The sequence below is a fragment of the Wolbachia endosymbiont (group A) of Aleiodes leptofemur genome, assembly GCF_964028465.1.
Lineage (GTDB): Bacteria > Pseudomonadota > Alphaproteobacteria > Rickettsiales > Anaplasmataceae > Wolbachia > Wolbachia pipientis.
Genome location: NZ_OZ034782.1, coordinates 388,687 through 410,291 on the forward strand (window position 1 = coordinate 388,687; position 21,605 = coordinate 410,291).

At 35.4% G+C, this 21,605-nt stretch carries 17 protein-coding genes and 1 pseudogene; 10 read left to right on the top strand and 8 right to left on the bottom strand.

All coding sequences use genetic code 11. The features are described 5' to 3' along the window. Nucleotides 1-122: 122 nt before the first annotated feature. From ABWU67_RS02160 to ABWU67_RS02175, 4 genes are all read left to right on the top strand, one after another. Nucleotides 123-2,219: a hypothetical protein gene (locus ABWU67_RS02160; protein WP_341822097.1), complete on the top strand. Its 2,097-nt coding sequence runs from the start codon at nt 123-125 to the stop codon at nt 2,217-2,219. Nucleotides 2,220-2,313: 94 nt separating this feature from the next. Beyond that, nucleotides 2,314-3,492, top strand: coding sequence for a cytosine permease (locus tag ABWU67_RS02165; RefSeq protein ID WP_264951909.1), 1,179 nt, complete (start codon nt 2,314-2,316; stop codon nt 3,490-3,492). Next, nucleotides 3,461-4,510, top strand: a complete 1,050-nt coding sequence (locus tag ABWU67_RS02170; protein ID WP_209473059.1) for a DUF917 domain-containing protein — start codon at nt 3,461-3,463, stop codon at nt 4,508-4,510. The genes ABWU67_RS02165 and ABWU67_RS02170 overlap by 32 nt, the downstream gene beginning before the upstream one ends. 1 nt (nt 4,511) lies before the next feature. After that, the gene (locus ABWU67_RS02175) at nt 4,512-6,056 is read left to right on the top strand and encodes a hydantoinase/oxoprolinase family protein (protein ID WP_353282129.1); all 1,545 of its coding nucleotides are present in this window, start codon (nt 4,512-4,514) and stop codon (nt 6,054-6,056) included. Between the two features lie 14 nt (nt 6,057-6,070). Here ABWU67_RS02175 and ABWU67_RS02180 read toward each other — a convergent pair whose 3' ends face one another. From ABWU67_RS02180 to ABWU67_RS02195, 4 genes and pseudogenes are all read right to left on the bottom strand, one after another. Continuing rightward, nucleotides 6,071-6,616: a pyrimidine dimer DNA glycosylase/endonuclease V gene (locus ABWU67_RS02180; RefSeq protein WP_007549769.1), complete on the bottom strand. Its 546-nt coding sequence runs from the start codon at nt 6,614-6,616 to the stop codon at nt 6,071-6,073. A gap of 20 nt (nt 6,617-6,636) precedes the next feature. Continuing rightward, complete coding sequence (locus tag ABWU67_RS02185) at nt 6,637-7,401, bottom strand: Rpn family recombination-promoting nuclease/putative transposase (protein WP_353282130.1); 765 nt, start codon at nt 7,399-7,401, stop codon at nt 6,637-6,639. Further along, entirely contained in the window at nt 7,398-8,945 is a 1,548-nt protein-coding gene (gene ltrA, locus ABWU67_RS02190; protein WP_353282131.1) for a group II intron reverse transcriptase/maturase, read from the bottom strand. The genes ABWU67_RS02185 and ltrA overlap by 4 nt, the downstream gene beginning before the upstream one ends. A 633-nt stretch (nt 8,946-9,578) precedes the next feature. Continuing rightward, nucleotides 9,579-9,824: pseudogene (locus ABWU67_RS02195) on the bottom strand (PD-(D/E)XK nuclease family transposase); the annotation flags it as partial. A gap of 580 nt (nt 9,825-10,404) precedes the next feature. Here ABWU67_RS02195 and ABWU67_RS02200 point away from each other — a divergent pair. From ABWU67_RS02200 to tsaD, 4 genes are all read left to right on the top strand, one after another. Further along, a complete protein-coding gene (locus ABWU67_RS02200; RefSeq protein WP_038198869.1) occupies nt 10,405-10,689 on the top strand; it encodes a transposase in 285 nt (94 codons plus the stop codon). A gap of 147 nt (nt 10,690-10,836) precedes the next feature. Further along, nucleotides 10,837-11,052 (top strand): IS3 family transposase, encoded by a 216-nt coding sequence (locus ABWU67_RS02205; protein ID WP_245836010.1) that lies wholly within the window; start codon nt 10,837-10,839, stop codon nt 11,050-11,052. 262 nt (nt 11,053-11,314) lie between these two features. Continuing rightward, the gene (locus ABWU67_RS02210; RefSeq protein WP_265022222.1) at nt 11,315-12,259 is read left to right on the top strand and encodes an IS110 family transposase; all 945 of its coding nucleotides are present in this window, start codon (nt 11,315-11,317) and stop codon (nt 12,257-12,259) included. Between the two features lie 487 nt (nt 12,260-12,746). Beyond that, nucleotides 12,747-13,754 carry a tRNA (adenosine(37)-N6)-threonylcarbamoyltransferase complex transferase subunit TsaD gene (tsaD, locus tag ABWU67_RS02215; protein WP_209473117.1) on the top strand — a complete coding sequence of 336 codons (1,008 nt, stop codon included), beginning with the start codon at nt 12,747-12,749 and terminating at the stop codon, nt 13,752-13,754. A gap of 352 nt (nt 13,755-14,106) precedes the next feature. Here the strand turns inward: tsaD and ABWU67_RS02220 are convergent, their stop codons facing one another. The 3 genes from ABWU67_RS02220 to ABWU67_RS02230 all read right to left on the bottom strand — a co-directional run bounded on the left by ABWU67_RS02220 (nt 14,107) and on the right by ABWU67_RS02230 (nt 17,229). Further along, entirely contained in the window at nt 14,107-14,622 is a 516-nt protein-coding gene (locus tag ABWU67_RS02220) for an IS110 family transposase (protein ID WP_010081946.1), read from the bottom strand. Beyond that, nucleotides 14,612-14,863 (bottom strand): hypothetical protein, encoded by a 252-nt coding sequence (locus tag ABWU67_RS02225; protein WP_010081945.1) that lies wholly within the window; start codon nt 14,861-14,863, stop codon nt 14,612-14,614. Before ABWU67_RS02225 ends, ABWU67_RS02220 begins: the two co-directional genes overlap by 11 nt. A gap of 521 nt (nt 14,864-15,384) precedes the next feature. After that, nucleotides 15,385-17,229, bottom strand: a complete 1,845-nt coding sequence (locus tag ABWU67_RS02230) for a hypothetical protein (protein WP_341821778.1) — start codon at nt 17,227-17,229, stop codon at nt 15,385-15,387. A 421-nt stretch (nt 17,230-17,650) separates the two neighbouring features. Here ABWU67_RS02230 and ABWU67_RS02235 point away from each other — a divergent pair, with 421 nt between their 5' ends. Then, nucleotides 17,651-18,997: an IS110 family transposase gene (locus ABWU67_RS02235; protein ID WP_341821667.1), complete on the top strand. Its 1,347-nt coding sequence runs from the start codon at nt 17,651-17,653 to the stop codon at nt 18,995-18,997. A 236-nt stretch (nt 18,998-19,233) separates the two neighbouring features. Continuing rightward, nucleotides 19,234-20,589: a phosphomannomutase/phosphoglucomutase gene (locus ABWU67_RS02240; RefSeq protein WP_227738550.1), complete on the top strand. Its 1,356-nt coding sequence runs from the start codon at nt 19,234-19,236 to the stop codon at nt 20,587-20,589. Nucleotides 20,590-20,695: 106 nt separating this feature from the next. On the opposite strand, the gene ABWU67_RS02245 is transcribed toward ABWU67_RS02240, so the two are convergent. Beyond that, nucleotides 20,696-21,547: an Rpn family recombination-promoting nuclease/putative transposase gene (locus ABWU67_RS02245; protein ID WP_015589151.1), complete on the bottom strand. Its 852-nt coding sequence runs from the start codon at nt 21,545-21,547 to the stop codon at nt 20,696-20,698. Nucleotides 21,548-21,605 lie beyond the last annotated feature (58 nt).

A 21,605-nucleotide genomic window follows, 5' to 3' on the forward strand; every position in this document is an offset into this window, starting at 1 on the left:
TTAATAATAAAAAATATGGAAATATATATCTATTGAAAAATATTGTTATTTATCATAAAAAAATAATTTACTTTGCTTATTTTTTCTGCTATCAAGCAGGTAGCTTGGTTTAGTGAGTTAATATGTTAGCAGTGGGTAAAGGGTCAGGTGTTAGTAGAGAGCCTATTTCCGTTTTTTGTCAGATAAAAAAGGCAAAAGGTGAGAAGCGAAAAGAACTCGAGGAACTTTTAAGTAAGCTAAAAAAGGAGTTTCCTGGGAACTATAAAATAGGGGCTGCTGTAGGTGCAGGAGATTGCTTTTTTGATTCTGTTGCTCAAGGATTGAATGAACTAAAAAGTAATGGTCTGATTACAAGTAGTGAAGAGTTTAACGTAAAGTCTTTACGGAAAAGTTGTAAACAATATGCAAAACAATCAAAGAGCAGTTCATGGTTGAATAAAGCTTTAAAAAAAGAAGATGATAACATTATAAGAGATGTTTCACGTATTGAATTTACTGTAAAAGATGTTAAAGATTTAAGCCTTAATTCATTAATGAGAAAACTAGAGTTAGAAGATGCTGTATGTGGAAGAAACGAAATTGAAGGAAAAATAATATGTGAGAAATATAATGTGAAAATTAAAGTTATAGAATTGCATGAGAAATCGGTAGATGGATTACATATTACTACAGATGAAGTAGGCACAGGTGATAATGTTGTTTATATAGTGAATTACAGCAACCATTTTGTACCACTTCTTAGTAACATCGAAAAGGACATAGAGGATGATATGCCAGTTTCTAGAGAAAAAATTTACGGCGTTTCATCCAATACATCAGAGAAACCCAAAGCAGAAAAAAAAGATCTTAATGAAATCTTGGCTCGTTGCGAAGAACTCATATGTGACAAATGTGACAAAGGTGAAGATATCTTTGAGTTACTAGATCCTCTTGTATCAGATAGCCTATGTCAAATTCGTCCCTTATTTATTCTTTCTATGTTGCCTAAGTTCTGCAAAGAAGGTAAGCTTTCTCGTGATGAAGTCAAAAACTTAACAAAGAAAGAAAAAGATCTATTTTTACCTGTAATTCTGCTCAGTTTGTTAAAATATAGAAAAAAAGATAAACTTGGTATTGCAGTTTTGGAAGAATCGATAGATAATTTTGGTGGTGTTTCTCTTGGTAAAGATAAGGAGGAAGAACTCATTGCCAAAATGAAAAGCGAAATTAACTTACATTCTATAGAATATATAAAAAATATTGCAAATGAAAGAGTTCAGAAAATATTGGGCACATGTAAAGGTGTTCTACTGTATTCAAAACATAATATTACCCTCAAGGTATTACCTTGTTACATTAGTGTCTATGCAGTAATCAGCTGTATGGAACAAAAAGGGCTGCCAATCATTATTTCGTTAGTGAGAATTAATAGAGTAAATGATCAGCTTAGTATAGATAGTAAAGATGTGCTTTTTTACAAGTTCCAAGCAGAAAATAAAAAAACGTTTTATTATAAAAAGGAGGAAGATGTTGATGAAAATGAAAAAGTACAACCAACTCTTGCTTTTTTTTGTTTTAGCTTGATTAATGGAGAATGTTCTAAAGAATATAAGGAGTATGCCGATGGTACACAAGTACCGTCAAAGAAATTTCTAACAGAAGATTGTGATATCAGAAATATTCTTATGCTCCATCCTGCAGGTCATATTCAATTACCACTATGCACTAAACTTCCTGAAGAAGATAAACCATCTAAAGATGAGGAAAAACTTAGAAAGTACGTAGAAAGCTTATATGAGAAGTGCCCAGATGGCTCAGTAGAATTACAAGATCCATTAGTAGATGACTTTCATTCAATAGATAAAGATTTCCTTGGTTATAATAATATGCATGTTAATTTTGCGAGGAGATTTGGTATAAAAGATACACGCTATTCACATCATGTTAAGGTTGGAAATTTAGCCAAAGTAACGCGGAGAAGTGAAAATGCTCTTTTTGCTATACATCATATATGTTTATCAAACTATTCAAGGGAACGTGAGTATCAAAAGAGCTTAGCTCCTGATGCCAAAGTTAACATGGAGGAGGATATAAAGGTTGATAAGGCCACTGAAAAAGCCAAGGAAGTCCTTCGCCAGTTGCATGCTGATACTGGAGCAGGTCCTAGTACTAAAGTTGACGAGACTGAGACTTCAAAAGCTCAAAGAGGACTAACTAACTTAAGAATGAATCTCCTTTGATTGTTTTGTAGGTGATAAGTTGAAGTATACTAGTCAAACATACATAGATCTTACCGCGATTCAAGCAGGTGCAGTCTTTTGTGTACCTGCTTTCATGTTGGGGTATATGCTTACTACCAAATATGGTGTTACTTCTAGCTTAATTTCTATAATTATAGCAAATCTTATACTGACAATGTTGGGGTTGTGTTTTGCTGTATTGTCAGTAAGAAGACCATGCAATACCATAGAACAAGTATTACACTATTTTGGTGTTCACGGTACATGGCTATATGGATTAGGTATTATAATGTGTTTAGTGTTCTGGTTTTCTATTCAACAAAACATTATGGTGAACACTATTATAGAATTTCCTCTATTAAAAATGAAAGACTTACCATATGTATTCGTTGCTACTAATTGTATCATTGGTTTCGCTATTACACTTCTTGTAAGCAGAGGTATCACTGCATTAAAGAGCTTTGCAAATATTGCAACGCCTTTTCTTATCATAGTTACGATAATCGCAATATTGCAACTTTTTTACAAGCACACCTTACCTGATATTATACTTACATCTAATATGACATTAAAAGGCGTACCGCTTATAATTGCAGCATCTTTAGGTGCTATTTTCGATATCCCAACATACTATCGTTTTGCACGAACAAATCTCGATGCATATGTAAGCGTTATACTTACCTTTTTCATATGTTATTTTTTCGTTATAGGCACAGGAGTCTATTTTGCTCTTTGTGTGCCAGATTCAAGTTTTATAGAGGTATTATTGAGCAGCGGAAATGATTTGTGGAAGTTATTGTGTATTCCGTCTATAATTCTTTTATGCTGGACTACTAATAACTTAAACTTGTATTCTGCTGGTGTAAACGTTAATTTTTTGTTACCCAAAGTTTCATTACCGTTCTGCATAACAATTATAGGGATTGTTGGTACAGTACTTTCATGTACTAATATAATACTAAAATTTGAGGAGTTACTTAATGTAATTACCATTGTCATAGGAAGCCAAGGATCTGTTATTGTAACCTGTTTTGTGCTGGATAAATTACAACCTATACAATATACGTCTTCAGCACAAAAAACCAATCTCATTTGTGCAATATTTGGTATTATATATGGTTTGCTTTCGTTACTTAAGGTGCATGATATAACAACTGGTTTTATTTACACCGATGCAGCAATTGTATCATCTTTTGCTGTTCTATGCACACGCACTTTTCTGTTTATTTATAAGAACTATTGTGAAAAAAATAAACCAACTAACTCTCAATAATATAGAAGCTCTTTCTTTAGGGGCTGGATTATTAGGCTCAGGAGGTGGAGGTAATACCTATTATAATAAGCTTAGTACACAATATAAAATCGAACTCCATGGCGAGGTAGCTATTACAGATATAGATGAGTTGGAAGATGATGCTCTAATTATGCCCATTGGTTTTATGGGTGCACCTCTTGTAGCTGCAGAAAAATTACCCAGTAAAGAGTGTCACTCATTAATCGATGTATTTACGTTATATTATAAGAAAGAACCTACGGCACTTATACCAGCGGAAATAGGAGGAAGTAACGCTTTTACACCATTCCTTGCAGCAGGTAAAGTCGGGATTCCTGTTATAGACGGAGACTTAATGGGCAGAGCATTTCCATCATTGAATATGGTATCACCTAATTTATATGGCATTTCTTGTTGTCCTGCATTTTTTGCAGATAGCTTAGGTAACACTATAATTATGCATATTGAAAGCAGTGACCACCTCGAAAGGGTTGCGCGCGCGGTGACAGTGGCATGTGGTTCAAGCATAGGTGTTAGCTGTTACCCTATAACAGGTCAACAAGCAAAGCAAGTTATTTGTAGAAACAGTATCTCCTATGCATGTTTTCTAGGTAATATTATACTGGAAGCACGAGAACGAAAAATATGTCCTATAAAAGCGTTATGCGATAAGCATGCATTGCTGTTGGGAGAGGGAATTATAAGAGATATAGATCAGTCAATTAAGGGAGGGTTTCTTTCAGGAAATGTATCTATAGAAGGTTGTAATAATATGTTGACCATCATTTATCAAAATGAATATCTTGCAGTGTATGATGGTTCCGATTGTGTTGCTGCAACACCAGATATCATTGCTGTTCTTGATAAAGATACTGGATATCCAATAGCTTCTGAAGCTTTAACATATGGAATACGTGTATCAGTGCTAAAATTTCCTTCTCCCACGTTATGGACAACACCAGAAGGACTGGCAATAGTAGGTCCTGAAGTGTTTGGTCTTTCTGAAAAAAGGAGGTGATATGGATTATAGAATAGGAATCGACGTTGGTGGCACAAATATTGACGCTGTACTTGTAAAGGATAATGGTACAATAGTTACTTCTTGTAAAGTGATTGCTACGAAAAATATTTCTGAAGGGGTTTTACGTGTATTATCCACATTGTATGAGCTTCATCCTTTTGATAAACAGAGAATTTTAGCTGTATCTATAGGAACCACGCACGCAACTAATGCGGTTTTGCAAGGATCTGAACTATACAAGGTAGGTGTGATTCGCATTGCAGGTCATAAACCTTCACTTTCACCTGCATACTCGTGGAACGCACAGACACGTAGTACATTGTATATTGGAGAAAAAGTTATTAATGGAGGGTATGATTGTGATGGTAGTTGTATAACTAAGCTTTCTATTTCTGAAGTACGCTCTGCCATATACGAGTTGCACAATAAAGGAGCAGAAGGATTTGCAGTAGTGGGAGTGTTTTCTCCTCTATATTGTGAACAAGAGAACATAGTAGGAAATGAGATCAAAGAAATTTTAGGGAAAGCTTTTCCATTTACGTTATCACATAAGATTGGTGGAGTTGGTTATATCGAAAGAGAGAATTCAGCTATACTTAATACTGCTCTTATAAAAGCGATGAATGCAGGGTTTAAAGATTTGCAAAATATATTAAGCATTTTCGGGTTAACATGTCCTTTGTTTATTACTCAGAATAACGGTACTATTATTACTTTAGAAGAAGCACTGCAGTACCCTATATTGACTATTTCATCAGGCCCTACTAATTCTTTTGTGGGGGCAGCACGTCTTGCTTGTAAAAATGAATGTGTAGTTGCAGATATTGGAGGAACATCAACAGACGTAGGTATAGTGCTAAACAATTTTCCGCGGCGTTCGCTTTATAATTCTTCTATTGGTGGTATTACACTCAATTGTGCTATGCCTGATATTTTGTCTATTGCATTAGGAGGTGGCAGTTATATAGAAGCAAAAGATGATAAAGTTAATATAGGACCTGAAAGTGCAGGATATCTAATAAAGCAACGTGCAAAACTATGGGGAGGCAGCAAGATAACTCTCACTGATATGGCACAAGCTTTAGGGCATGTTAATTTTTCTTCTGTTAAGTTTACTAAACAGGAAGCTATGTGTGCAAAGCGTATTATGAGCGAAATAGTATTGAAGCTTGAAAAACTTTATCAGAAAATTTCTGGACCGCATGCTGACCTTCCTTTTATCATTGTAGGTGGTGGCGCTATGTTGCTTGCATCACCGTTTTTACCAAAATATGCGTTCATTCCTGAATATGCTGAAGTTGCAAATGCTTATGGAGCTGCTTTTGCAGAGGTTTCGGTAACAAAGGATACTGTAGTTTCTTTAACTGATAGAGAAAATGTGTTGAAAAATATAAGAAACGAAGCTAAGGGTGAAATATCACTGCTATATAAAGTGAATCCTAGTTCAATTCGCATTGTATATGAAGAAATTATTCCCTATCATTATATACCCAATAATCTTGCACGTGTGCGTATTACTGCTGCTAGCCCTTGGATATCGTAAACCTTGTGTCCTTATCAAGAAAAGATGTGGAAAAAATGTGTAGCAGGATTTCCTACTATCCAACCTGGTGCTTCTCTTCCATTTTCCCACTTAGCGAATCTCATCTTTTCCTGTAGGTAATACTCCCTATAAGCTTTTACAGGATTAGTACATTTATACCGATCGGGCAGTGCTTGTATAAAAGCTTGCATATCAGTTGATCGAAAAATGAGTAAATCCTTATTACTATCACACCAATCTATTACTTCTTCTGATTTATGCTTTCTTTTGTATCGCCAAGTGTACTCTTTACATAATTCTTTTCCGTACTCTATCAACCAACAAAAGTTCCCTTTCGATTGCCTAGCCCACAAAGAACAAGGATGATTGCTGTGAGTGAGTTTATATGGAACTGCTATATTCTGATCTGTGGTACTGACAAAAGGATTTGGCGCTTTTAATGCTATTGAAAAAACATTACTTAATAACTGAGCAGTTTCTAATGGCATTTTTACTATATGCTTATCACACAACATTTGTGCTGCAATTACTGGGTTTTCATCTAGTACAAAGATGTTCATCTAGGTGTCAAAAGATATAATCAGCTTAAGTCTTTAACTTCATCAACTGTAAGACCAGTAGTTTGAGCTATAATATCAATAGAAACACCTGCTTTAGGTAGATTCTTTGCAACTGCTATTTTAGCTTCCTTCTCACCCTCTTCTCTGCCTTTTTCATGACCGATTTGGATGCCTTCGTCTTTAGCAAGATCAAGCCTATATTCAAGGATGGCTTCTTCTTTCTGTAGATTCATTATTCTTTCCTCGTACGCCATTAGATCTTTTTCATTCCAATGAAATTTGTCTAACTCATCATATGCTAGCTTTATTATTGGTGATTTTTCTGCTATTTTTCTTAAATCTTCATCTGTAGTATCTTCTGCATACCGGAAAAAAAAACACCACCTTTCTACTGTGTTCTCTAGTTGTTCTACTCTGTTTTTTGTAAATTTAGGCAACTCAATGAAAACGAATTGAAAATCTTTTAGATAATGTCCGTTGGTTTTTATCTCTCGTATATTATGAGTAGAAATATACTCAACCTCTGTAGGAAATAGCGTACTATTAGAAATAGCAATAAAGAATACTTTCTTAAAATCAATGTAATTGCCAGATTGTCTTGAGTAAGCTTTAGCAGCATAGAGTTGGGCGCGTTTTTCAAAGCCTTTATCACGAGCGAGTTGGTCAGGTAAGGAAGCAGTATTACTACTACCCCCTCCCTTAGAAACGCAGCATGCAGGTTTCCCAACACTACGCTTGAGCCCCTTATCTAAGTTCTTCTTTTCTAGAACCGGCTTGTCCTTCATGATTCCTCAGGAAACATCATTCTTAATGGTGACACCAACAGTAGAGAACCTTCTCTTGAGAAAGAGCTTGCTAACATTCTTGTTCGTTTCACTCTCTCATCAAAATACTTTTTCCATTTTAAGTCAAGGGGATTTGCATCCGCTCTGATTTTAACATGTCGTCTGATAGGTATATCAATCAGCTTAAGCAGTCTTAAATACCGTATCTCTTTTGGTTTGTTCTTGCATAGGGGTGCAGCAAAAACCCATTGGCGTTGACCCATTACTTTGAAGTAACGATTCTTTATCCAACGTAATCCTTTACGAGGATGTCCTTTCTTTGCCCATTTCCATAAACTATGCCAAATTTCATTGTCGATCTTTCTAAACGCTTTTTTAGCACACACATGGTGATAGTAACTTCCCCATCCTCTCAGTAGAGAGTTGAGTGACTTAATTACTATAGCCTGAGTGTTCGCTATATTTGCTTTTATCAATGTACGTGCTTTATTAAGAAGTCTTTTAATACTTTCTTTCGAAGGTTTAATAATTAACTTCTTATTATATCTACGTACATTACAACCAAGAAAGTCAAACCCTGTTGTGATAGATGTAATCTTTGTCTTCTCTTCTGACAGAATTAAACCTCGCTCATGAAGAAAAGATGATACTAAAGGCTTAACTTCCTTTTCCAGTACTTCATGTGTGAAACCTGAAATAATAAAGTCGTCTGCGTATCTGATTACATTCACTCCACTTCTGATTTTGTTTCTTTTTCTACTGCCGAGTTTACCAAATCGACTTTCCAATAACTTTTCAAGTCCGTTTAAGGCTAAATTGTCTAGTATTGGAGAAATTATACCACCTTGCGGGGTACCTGCAGTTGTGGGATACAGAGTTTTTGATTCTAGGAAGCCAGCTTTTAACCAACTATGCAGAATTTTTTTCTCCATAGGAATATGCTTCATAAGCCATTCATGATTAATGTTGTCAAAGCATCCTTTGATATCACCTTCAAGTATCCATTGTAGTTGATTACGACTTGCCAGTAACAAATGACAAGCTACTGTAGCATCTGCACAGGATCTTTTAGGTCTAAAGCCATAGGAGTGACGATCACTGATCGTTTCAGCTATCGGTTCCAGAGCAAACAGATATAATGCTTGCATGGCTCTATCTTTTATCGTGGGTATTCCAAGAGGTCTTCTTTTGCCATTAGATTTACTGATATAAATCCGTTTTAGCGGAGAAGGTTTATATCCTCTTTGCTTTAACTGCTTTATTCCTTGAAATTTAGCATTGCAAGTTGACCATAGTTGACGATCTACACCCGCTGTGTTTTTTCCTTGGTTTTCAGTTACTCTCTTAACAGCCAAAGCTTTTCCGCTAAAAGAGCGTGTGAGAAGATGTTGTAAAGTTTTTACCTTACCCCATCTTCCTTCTTGGACAGCCTTAACAATACATCTTTGTAGCCTCACAATAACTTTCTGGCATTTCTTCCATGGCAACTGCTTCCATGCTTCAAAGCTTTTGGTAGATGCACTTACAGGTTTACTTGTAATCATCTGCTTTCCTACCTTAAGTGGTTAACAAAGTTTCTTGTCACGAGGGACCAAACGGAAGTCTGCTCGTTTTCACGCGAATTAATGTTACAAATTCTATCCATTTCGTTACAAAATGGCATTCGCTTTCTCCATTCTCCTTTACCTGCACTTCCATCAGCATTCCTTGCGGTTTGCTTGCCATGTAGGCGAAAATACAGGCTTACCCTGTTTCTCCATTCATACAATAGTGGGTTAGGTGGCTTCTCTATACCGGTGGAGTTATTATTTGCGTACATCTAGAAATGAAAAATGTAACTTATCCACATTACCTTTTGGTCAGAGCTTATCAGCATCTTTAGCTCTTTCATCGTATCGGTACTTATAAAGCTTCACTTACGTTCACCATACCACTAGCCTAGCCCTCCAACCACATGATGCTTGCAGTTTATGCCTCTCTCACGATTGAGCATCTTCTTTTTCAAGAGGAGGTTCATTGTCCGCATCGCTTGGCACCAACCGGTTGCCCGATTCGTACTGATGCGTAGACTCAGACGGCAAAACATCTGGTTTAATAAGTTTTAGAATCCTTTCAGTTTCTTTCTGAATGAATTCCTCTCCTTTTAAACAATATGACCGAAGACTTTCAGGTCGCACCATTTCGCAAATGTATTGAGCACCTGTAGAATCTCTACAGAGAACATCAACAATACTTTGCTTTTTAGCGGCGATATCGGGGTCTTGAATAGTACTTAAAAACTCTATATCCTTTATTTCATTTTTACCAGTAAAGCCAAGAATATCATTGAGGAAGTGAATAAGGATATCTCTATTTTTTTCAGTACCGAAGATACGCTTAAACGATACATCATTTTTGGGATCAAGAAACTTAGAAAAAGTCATAAGAAAGAACCTGAAAAAGCATTAATAATTATACATAATTCTGAAGAAATGTTCAAGTTTTTTATTTTTTTAAGTTTTGAATGCGTTGATGAAAAAAATGTCTCCCATAGATGGCTTTAGAATGCTACTACGCACCTTAGATGTCCTTTTGTAGATCTTTTAATTAACCCTTCTATAAAGCGCCTTAAAAGGCCGGCAAATGGATGCTATGAGTTTGGAGCTGTAGGAGACATCAAAGATACCCTTTTTGGTGTATAAAAATACGAATCTACGACAACATCGTTTAAAGAAATTAGCAGCTATTAATATCTTCTACCTTTTCATAAAAAAATAAACAAAAAAAATTGAAAATTTGATTTGACTTCACCCAAAAGCTATGGCTTTATGCCAATACTGCTAAGAAAATAACAGTAAACATTTAAAAATAATTTATTATTAGTGAAGGGTATATTATATGAACAATAAGAATAAAAGTAAAGATCGTAAAAAAGAAATAGAGTTCCGAATTGACCTTACCCAGAAAAAGTGGAGAGAAAGAAAGGAGTTTTTTCGGGTAAAATAAAATTTTGGAGGATTAGAAATGGCAAGAGAATATACGGCAGAATTCAAATTGGAAGCTGTTAAGCTGGCAAATGAACAAAGAAAGGTAGGTCAACCAGTTGCAAAAGTAGCAAGAGATCTAGGAATAAGGGATAGTGTATTAGGAAAATGGATGAAGAAATATAACGAAAAAAAGTCAGCGGCAAATGCATTTCCAGATGTAGCACCTTATGACAAAGAGAGATTTGATTTACAGAAAGAGTTAGCAAAAGTAACAAGAGAAAGAGACATTTTAAAAAAAGCCCTGGCCAGTCAAAAAGAGTAAAATATTTTTTCATAAAAGAGCATAGTAAACACTATAAAGTGCAGGAATTATGTAGGGTTTTCTGCTAGTGGCTACTATAAGTGGACTACAAGGAAAATAAGCAGTAGAGAATCAGCAAATAAAGAGTTATTAGCAGATATTCAAAAAATATATCAAGCTTCTAAATGTAGATATGGAGCTCCTAAAATTCATGCTGAATTAAAGGCTTTGGGTAAAAGTTGCAACTTAAAAACAGTGCAAAGTATTATGCAGAAAAATGGTATTCAGGCTATATTGAGAAGAAAATTTAAAATTAAGAAACAACAAACGGACAGTAGCTCCCAATATATTAGACCAAAACTTTATTGTCGATCAACCAAATAAAGTATGGGATTACTTATATAAAAACCAAAGAAGGATTGTAAGTTAAAAATGTGATATAAAAGAGATAAGAGGGAAAGATAACCCTACTCACTATAGGAATAGGGCTATCACGGGCGTGTGCGACCGAATGAAAGTTGGTATTACAACCGTAGCCATCAAGGTAAACTAGCCCCATCTCTCGATACGTTTGAATAGTTGCATGGGACATATGTATGCACCCGTTTACAATCTTAAATTAATTAAACTATCGAGGTTATTTATTATGATTACATCTTATCAAAATTTCATTGGCATTGATATCGGAAAATTTAAAAATGTTGCTGCAGCTTATAACCAAAGGAGCGCTATCAAGTTTGACAATGATGCTACTGGTTGGCAACAGTTGTTTCAAAAATTTTCAGATATCCTACCTAATTCTCTAGTAACTTTAGAAAACACTGGAAAATATGAGCTTGGCTTAGCACATTTTCTTGTTGATAAGAATGTTGCTGTACATCGAGCTAATACTCGTAAAGTAAAAAGTTTTATCATATCACATGGAACTTTAGCAAAGACAGATCAATCAGATGCAAGAGCCCTTGCTCAATATGGTTTTGAACGCTATAGTGCTCTATCTCTATTTGTGCCTATGTCAAAAGAACAAACCGCCTTAGTTGCACTCTGTCAACGTCGTGATGACATTACGCAAATGAGAACTCAAGAGAAATGTAGGCTTGCAGCACCTGAAAACGACTATATAAAGGAAAGTTGCCAAAAAACAATAGACTTTTTTACCAGTCAGATAAATGAGTTCAACGATGCCATACAAAGAATTATTGATAAAAATCCAGAGTTACAAAAGCGTCAAAAAATCTTGAGAACAGTGCCAGGAATAGGTCTCAAGTTATCACAAGTTTTTGTGTGTCTAATGCCAGAACTTGGCCACCTAAACAAAAAAGAAGTTGCAAGTCTTGCTGGAGTTGCTCCACATCCAAAAGAAAGCGGTAAAACTATTGGTTACCGAAGGATAACAGGTGGTAGAAGCAATGTTCGTGCAAAGCTTTTCACAGCTGCTATGGCTGCTGCAAGATCTAAATCTGCACTTGGTGCTTTTTATTCTGATCTTATTGGTAGAGGTAAAAAGAAGATGGTAGCTATAACAGCTCTAATGCGAAAAATCATAGTAATTGCCAATGCAAGACTTAAAGAAGCAATTAATATGAAATAAAAAAAAATCTGCATAGAAAATAGGTTAACGGATATGTGCGTCTACACACATTTAAAGCACATATTCGTTAACCATAAAATCTAAGCAGTGGTTGCTGTTTGATATAAATTTCTTTCTGTATAAACTAGGATCTTTGTTACCAAAATACATTTTTCAATTGAATAAAAATACAAAATTATCAACAAATGAGACTAAATTCAAAAAATTTTAAAAAACATAGTTGATGGCTGATCTTATGTTAAAACACAACGTTCTTGATGAGATTACGGCAAGGCTGGATTCCAGTGTCAAGCACTGGAATGACACCATTTGCTGTGCAGTTTACCTTTAAGAATGAATGTTCGTACAGTTGTGCGCGGTATCTCATCAGCTAACACATAGCGGAATGACGGTTGTCGGTAAATCTTTTAGCTATAGAAGTTAACTTTGCAGTTAACTTCTACAGCGTTTCAAAGTATAGTTTTGGTAATACAGTAACTAAATATACATGAAAACCATTTTAGCTGTTGAAACAAGCTGCGACGAAACTGCAGTAGCGATTGTAAATAGTGACAAGCAAGTCCTTGCTCACAAGATTCTTTCTCAAGTAGAACACAAAAAACGCGGTGGGGTGATTCCTGAGATAGCTTCACGTGCTCATATGGAACATTTAAGTGGCCTGATAAAAAGCGCTGTAAAAAAATCTAACCTTAACTTTTGTGACCTCAATGCAATTGCAGCAACATCAGGACCAGGACTCATAGGTGGATTAATAGTTGGTACAATGATGGCTAAAGCAATTGCGCATGTAGCACAAAAACCGTTCATTGCAGTGAATCACTTAGAAGCGCATGCATTGGTTATTAGGTTACTGCATGAGGTAAAATTTCCATTTTTAGTCCTATTAATATCAGGTGGTCACTGTCAATTTTTAATTGCACAGGATGTAGGCAAATACGTTAAACTTGGAGAAACGCTTGATGACTCGCTGGGTGAAGCGTTCGATAAAGTTGCTAAGATGCTGGGTTTAAGCTACCCAGGAGGCCCATTAATTGAAAAGTTGGCTAAAAAAGGCAATGGCACAAGATTCAAACTGCCAAGGGCAATGATAAAACGTTCTGGATGTAACTTTTCGTTTTCTGGAATTAAAACAGCAGTAAAAAACTTAGTGCAAGAACTGAAAATGAGCGAGCAAGATGTGTGTGATGTATGTGCTTCGTTTCAAGAGTGTATTAGTGACATACTGCTGGACAGGGTTAGTAATGCGATTATTATAGCCGAATCTTTAAATATCAAAATCAATGACTTTGTGATTACCGGCGGAGTTGCAGCAAATAATTTCTTGAGAGAAAAATTAAAGCAACACATAAACTTAAACATATTTTTTCCTCCCAACAACCTATGTACAGATAATGCAATAATGGTTGGATGGGCAGGAATTGAAATGTTACAGAAAAGCTATATAGATTCTCTCAATTTTGCACCAAGACCTAAGTGGGAGTTAGAGAGTTATTAAAAGCTCTCAATTCTGAATTATAGCTAAAGTGACTTAGGTTCTCTAATTGCACATAAGTCAACAATAATTTTCACACAAATCAAAACAGCATATCTTCTCCATAATCCTTGGTAATTTTACATAAGTTAAAAGTAGCATATGGTTCTCTCCGCGGTCTGAGATGACAATAAATTTGTCAAGCCGCATTATACTTGTTAGGCGGAAGTGGACGGCAACATATTTACCACGAAGTCTAACTAAGTTCTTGCTTGTCCCTTCCATCGGCATTGCTATCTTTATTTTCAATAAAATTATTGTCCTATGCTCTTTTGATGTTTATTGATAATAAAATTCTGTTTTATCAACCAACATCCTATGCATAATTACAGCTAATTTTCTTGCTACTGCTACAATTACTTTTTTCATTCCTTTTTTCTTCGCAACCCCAGTTTTTTAATTTAAATGTCCTCTTGGTAACTGTAAGCATTGTTTGTGCAGCTTCATATAACATACTTCTACATTCCGCTGGTCCCATCTTTGATATGCTGCCATGCCGATCAACTTCTCCAGAAGAATATTGCCTTGGTGTCAACCCTATATATGCTCCAACTGTATCAGATTTCTCAAACCTATGTGGGTTATCAATTGCAGCTTTATACGTCATTGCTACTATAATCCCCACTCCTGGAACAGTAGTTAACAATTTACAATCATCGTCTTTTTCACCTTGTTCTGAAAGCATTTTGTCAAGCTTTCTTAATGACTTTTCTATTGCTTCCAAACTACAAACTAACGCTTCAATTGAACTCCTACTGATTTCATCCAAATTATTTATTGCCTCTTGTATTCTTAAAGCGAAAGTTTCAAATTTTGATCCTTTACCGACCATGTATCTTCAACAACCCTCTTATTGTTCCAATAACCTGCTGTTTGCTACACATTAGCTGTCTTCTGCTTCCAAGCGCTATTTTAATTTGACAACTGATTTTACTAACACTTCTCATCATCTGCGCTATACCCCTCGCATCGTTTTTATCATTCTTATTGATTCTTGCAGACAACGCTGCTGCCATATGCCTTGCATCTACACAAATTACTGGTAATCCAAAACTCCTTAACTCTTTGCACATTGATATTGACAACTATCCACTTTCTATTCCTATGGGTTCGTATTTTTTGCCTTGGCTAATCTGCTATTGCCTTACTTTCGCTTGCAACAACTTCTTCCTTAACAACTTTTCCTTTCTCATCAACGATACTTATAAAAGTTTCTTTTAATGAGATCGCTATAATATTTCATGACCTACTGTAAAAGTTTAAATTATTTTTGAAGAACCAATTCATTGAATTTGTTACTTCGTGCTAAAATAATGGAGTATGTCTCTCCATCATTCAATAGCAATTACAGTATGTTTAGCTATAATTTGAAAAACAAAAATTCGTCATTCCGCTACTAGTTAGCGGGATCTAGAGGTACCGCGGCGGCATGACGTAGGATTGCTGTCATCCCGCTGCTTGTTAGTGGCTAAGAGATACTGTGAATAAATCACGGTATGACGGTTAAGTATCCCGCTACGTGTTAGCGGCTGAGATAACGCGAATAAATCGCGGGATGACGTGTTGCTTGGGTCAGCTATAGAAGCAAAACTCATCATTTTGAAAGAGGAGGAGATTTTTCCGGACCCTCAGCGGAGATTGATTTTGGATCTGATAATTCTGTATTTACCTTGATTGGCTCTAATGGAGTTTTCTGCTCTTCCGGTTTATCATCTGGAATTGGAACAGGCCAATCCATAATGTTTTGCGGTATAACTTCTGCTTCTTTAGCTTCTTTTTGACCTGTTGAAGATGATGCATCAACTCCTGCATTTTTGGTAACTTCTTGTTTTAGTTGTTTATTTTCTTCTTGCAGTTGCTTTAAATTTTTCTTTAACTCGTCAATCTCTCTTATTTTTTGTTTTAATTGTTCAGATATAGTTAGTTTGTCTCTAGTCAATTTTTTGTTTTCTTGTCTTAACCCACTAGCTGTTCTGCTTGAGTTGTTGTTTACAGCTTGTATACCTTGGTCTTGCTGCTGCATGCTTGTTCCTCTACTTTCATATTCAACTTCAGTTTGAGTTGATGTAGCTGCCTGACCTTTTTCCTGCTGTAATATGTTCTGCAGTTGCTCTAGACTCTCTTTGACAGATGCCAGCTCTTCCTGTGTACACGTTAACATCCCTTCCTTTTCCTTAAGTTGATATTGAAGTTTTTCTATTTCCCTCTTCGTATTTTCTTCGCTTAGCTCATCTGCAAGTGATCTTCCAGGTTCAAGTTGTCGAATTTCCCTCTCTAAATCTTCCTTTTCTCTCTGTAATTCATTTAATTCTTTAGACAATTGGCTCGCCGTTTCAGCCAATGTATTGTTTTCCTTTTTTGTTTCCATTAACTGTTCTGCCAACTGCTTTTTATGATCATCCTTTAAACCTTCCACTATTTTCTTCAGGTCATTCTCCAAATTTGCATTCTTTTCCTTTAGTACAGTTAAATTAGCTTCACTTTGCTTCAATTTTCTCTGTAATTCTTTATTTGCCTCATTTGTTTCACCTTCCTTATCTTTCAACTGATCATTTAAGTTCTTTATTACATCATTTTTATCCTGTAGTTCTTCCTCTTGTTCCTTTATTCTTTGACCTCTTTCAAATATCGCTCGCTGTTGTTCATTGACTTTATCTCTCAAGGAGTCACGTTCTAATCTTAGATCCTCAAGCTGCTTTGCCTGCACTGCAAAATATTTAGCAAATGTTTCTTTTTCTTCCTCTAATTCCTCAACTTCATCTTTTAATCCTTCTTGCTCATACTCTTCTTCATCACCAGACATATCATCCTCAAATATTTCATCTTCATCACTAAATTCACTGCTGGTGGATATAGAACTTCTACGTGAAGAAGGTGTGCTAGGAGAGGAATACCCACTGCTGCTTGGTGTAGGTGACTGTGGTGATATATGTAGATCTTTTGTAAATATTTCCTCTGCTGGTACTTGCTGATCGTCTACACTCTTGGATATGCCAGTAAAAGCTTGATACAGAGTTTTTCCGTTGATAAAAACTTCTTTATTTTGTCCAACTAACTTTAATACTTCTTCTGAACTCGTTATTCCTCCAAATTTTGGCTCACCAATAACACTCTGTATACCACCAGAATCCAATTTTACGGTCATGCTACAGTCTATGCTGTTACCTTCAGAATCCTTAGCCTGCCAATTAATGGTCATTTCACATGAGCTTGAACCAGTAAAATCATAGTGCCTTTCGCTGCCTTTTTTGGTTGCAGTTATTTGACTATCTTTCCCTAAAGATATGTTATAAACCTTACCTTCACTGCTGGTCCTTAAAATATTGCTAATTTCTATTGGTTTTTCTTCATTTTCAAATCTAATTTTGAAGTCATTATCCTTTGTTGGATACACTAAGAAATTTTGACCAGGCAGAGACGACTTAAGTTCTTTATGCATTGCGTCTATTGATTGCTCAAATTTTTGGAACTCCTTTTCCCACTTTAAATTTATCTGTCCTGTAATGTCCTCATCTTTGCGTAAAGGACCAATAAAGTACCAGATTAAATTTTCTTCCTCCAGTCTTTTGATAAAATCCTGAAGATCGTTGAAAGCCCAGAACAGATAAAATCTGTAAAACCAAAAAGAAACTCCCTCTTTACTTTATGTTCTTTGGGTATAGTGTTATGAAGAAGCGCTTCTGCAGCTATAACCGAAACAATCAATGGTGCTATAAATGCCCGTTTGAAAGCATGGTTTTGGGGGAAATGGTAAAACCATTGATGGAGTTCTTTTTGGGCTACCTCGTTTAGAAGATTGTATAACCTAACCGTCCCAAGCTGAAGTGCTTCTTATCATAATAATATAGGAGGGATTTTATATGGCAGAAGCAAAAAGTAAATTAAAAACAATAAACCTTGATGCAGCAGGGATTGATATTGGCTCGACTGTACATTATGTATGTGTACCTGAAGGAAGAGATGAACAACGTATCCAAAAATTTGGGTGCTTTACAGTAGATCTACACAACTTAGCAAAGTGGTTAAAAAAGTGTCAGGTTAGAACTGTAGCCATGGAGTCAACTGGAGTATATTGGATTCCCTTATTTCAAATATTAGAATCACATAAATTTGAAGTAAAATTAGTAAATGCGCGACATGTCAAAAATGTGCCTGGTAGAAAGTCTGATGTTCAAGATTGTCAATGGCTGCAACAATTGCACAGCTATGGACTGCTTCAAGGATCATTTAGACCGGATAATCAAATGTGTGTACTGCGTAGTTACGTTAGACAACGTGCTAATCTAATTGAAAATGCAGCTAAACATACTCAACGTATGCAAAAAGCGCTAATTCAAATGAATATTCAATTACACAAGGTTATTAGTCATATTACTGGGATAACTGGTATGAAAATCATTGAAGCTATAATTGAAGGCGAAAGAGATCCTGAGAAATTGGCTAAATTCAGGGATGCACGAATAAAAAATGATCAGTCTACTATAGCAAAAGCGTTAGCTGGTGATTATAGAGAGGAACACTTGTTTGTGCTAAAACAAGAATATGCAGCATATACTTTTTTTCAAGAGCAAATAACGGGATGTGATAAAAGTATAGAAAATTACTATAAAACATTTGAAACAAAGTCGAATGAGAACAGGGCATTGAATAAGACACGAAAGAGAAAACAGAAGAATAGTCCAGATTTTGCCGTAGATGAAGATTTATATCGAATAACGGGGATGGATTTTACTAGAGTTCCAGGACTTGATGTATTAAGTATACAGGCTGTCATTTCAGAAACAGGTATAAATCACAATAAATGGAGGACAGAAAAGCATTTTTCTTCCTGGCTCGGATTAAGTCCTGCTAATAAAATTACAGGAGGGAAAATTATTGGAACAAGAACTCGTAAAGTTGTTAATCGTGCTGCAACTGCCTTGCGACTTGCTGCTCATTGTGTATCAAGAAGCAACACTGCACTTGGTGCATACTGCAGGAGGTTAAAGAAGCGACTAGGGATACCAAAAGCGATCACTGCTACAGCAAGGAAATTAGCATGTATTTTTTATAATATGCTAAAATATGGACAAGAATATGTAGAAAAAGGAATGAACTATTATGAAACACTCTACAAAGAGAGAGTAGTCAAAAATTTGACTAAAAAAGCAAAGGAATTTGGTTATATACTAATGAAAGAGGAGCCGATAGATGAAGAAGGTTCTTAGGAGTTTCTTAGAAGATTCAATGACATTTAAAGTATCATTTTTCTTTTGTTCATCTACATCTAAACTTTGACTTTCAGCTATAAATACATTTTCGTTTTCCTGTGGCATAATTTTACATTTTAAAAAATATACTATAATATTAACAGATTTCTTTAAAAAAATCAACTAATTGTTGGATAAATAAACTTGAGCATTTGGCCAAAATGTTATATAGTAGTCACTTCAAGAAGTACAGTATGGACAATACCATTATAAGAAAATACGATATTAGAGGTATAGTAGGCAAAGATTTGCAGATTAATGATGGGTACGAGATAGGTAGAAAGTTTGGCCAAACCGTAGCTAGTGTTTGTGTCGGCTACGACAGCAGAATAGATTCACCAGGTATAGAAAGAGAATTAATTAGGGGCTTAACTTTATCCGGTGCAAATGTTATACGCGTTGGACTATGCTCTTCACCTATGCTTTACGCTGCAACACAAATCACACAGGCGGATCTTGGTATCATAATAACTGCCTCTCATAACCCCAGCGAATATAATGGCTTTAAATTTTTTAGTAATAAAAAAGTCTTCTCAGATCAAGAAATGAAGGAAATTATAAGCAGTCCAATTAAAAACAGCACAAGAATTGGAAGCTTAATTAACATAAATATATATAGTGAGTACATTAGCATATTGAAAAGTGCAGTGAAGAATAATACTACACAGAAATTAAAAATAGCCTGGGATTGTGGAAATAGTCCAGCAAGTGGAATTATAAGGTATATTGAAAAGATCTTGCCTGGTCATACGCACATCGTAACCAATAACTCTATAGATGGGGCATTTCCACTGCATGATCCAGATCCCATAGAGGAAAAAAATCTTGCTCAATTAATTGACATTGTGAAGGAATATGGATGTGATCTTGGCATTGCGCTAGATGGCGATAGCGATAGGGTGCGCTTAATTGATAATAAAGGCAACGTTGTTTCCAATGACCATTTATTTATAATTTTTGCACGTGAAGTGTTGGAGGAATATCCAGAAAGCAAAGTTATTGCTAACGTAAAAATGAGTATGAAAGTGCATGATTTTGTTAGCAAGTTAGGAGGGCAAGTTATCACCTGTGCTACTGGACATTCACTAGTTAAGAAGAAGATGGTAGAGGAAGAGGCAAAGTTTGCTGGTGAATTAAGCGGGCACTTCTTCTTTTCTGAGCTAAGTTTTGATGATGGGCTATATTCTGCTGTTAAAGCAGTTGACATTTTGCTTAAGAAAAACCAAAGCCTATCTCAGGTGATTGAGGATTTACCGAAGTTATATATCACTCATGAAGTGAAGATTGTAGTGAAAGATGAGAAAAAGTTTCAAATAATTGAGTCAATAAAGAAAACACTGGAGCAGCAAAATATTGTATTTTCAGATCTTGATGGTGTTAAGGTAACCGATAATAAAGGTTGGTGGCTTCTTAGGGTATCAAATACGCAAAACTGCATTACAGCAAGATGCGAAGGAGAGACTTTAGAGGGTTTTGAACTTACTAAAAAGGTTTTGTTCCATTACATTGATGAAGCAAGGTCTTTAAATTGTAGCTACTCACAGAAATAAATTTGATTTATAAAATTGACATGAAAGTATAAAGATAAATAGGCTAAATGTACTTATCACCTGGTCAGGCTGCAGCATTATTTCGTGTAACCGTTTGCGGGTCCACTTAATTCTGCAATTCTTTGATCTCACTCATGGAGAGGCCAGTAAACTTAACAATAGTGGTGACATCAACATTATTAGCCAGCATTGTTTTTGCAACTTCAATTTTTCCTTCCTTTTTAGCATCATCAAGTTTTTGTTCAAGAACAGCCCGTTCATCACGAATACGTTTTATTTCCTGTTCGTAGGCAATAAATTCTTTCTCTGACCAGTTGAATCTATTTAGTTCTTCATATGCCTTTTTAATTATTACATCACTACCTATTATCTTTTCCAATTCTTCTTCGCTAGTTTCATCTGCATATTTAAAATAATAGATCCATTTTTCAACTATACTCTCCAATTGGTCTTCTTTAGTTTTAGGAAATTTTGGTAACTCAATAAATGTAAAATAAAAATCTTTTAAATCATGTTCATAGCTATCTTTGTCTAACATTACATGATCTGACTTATACTCAGATTTATTAGGAAAGAGAATACAATCAGCAATAGCTATAAAAATGATTTCTTTAAGACCCTGATATTGATCACCTTTATCAGCTTGCCTTGAATAAGCTTTAGCAGCGTAATATTGAGCGCGTTTTTCAAAGCCTTTAGTTTTGGCAACTTGCATTTCGACTATTACTTGCACCCCATTTTCATCCCTGCAAAGAACATCAACGATACTTTGTTTTTTAGAGGCAATTTCAGCATCTTGAATAGTGCTGAGGAATTCTATTTCTTTTATTTCATCTTTGCCAGTGAACCCCAAAATATCATTGAGAAAGTGAATGAGGATGTCTTTATTTTTTTCAGTACCAAAAATACGCCGGAACGCAACATCATTCTTGGGGTCGAGAAATTTAGAAAGAGCCATAAAAAAATTTTTAAATGTATCTTTATATTATATATTCTTATTAATAATAATTCAATAA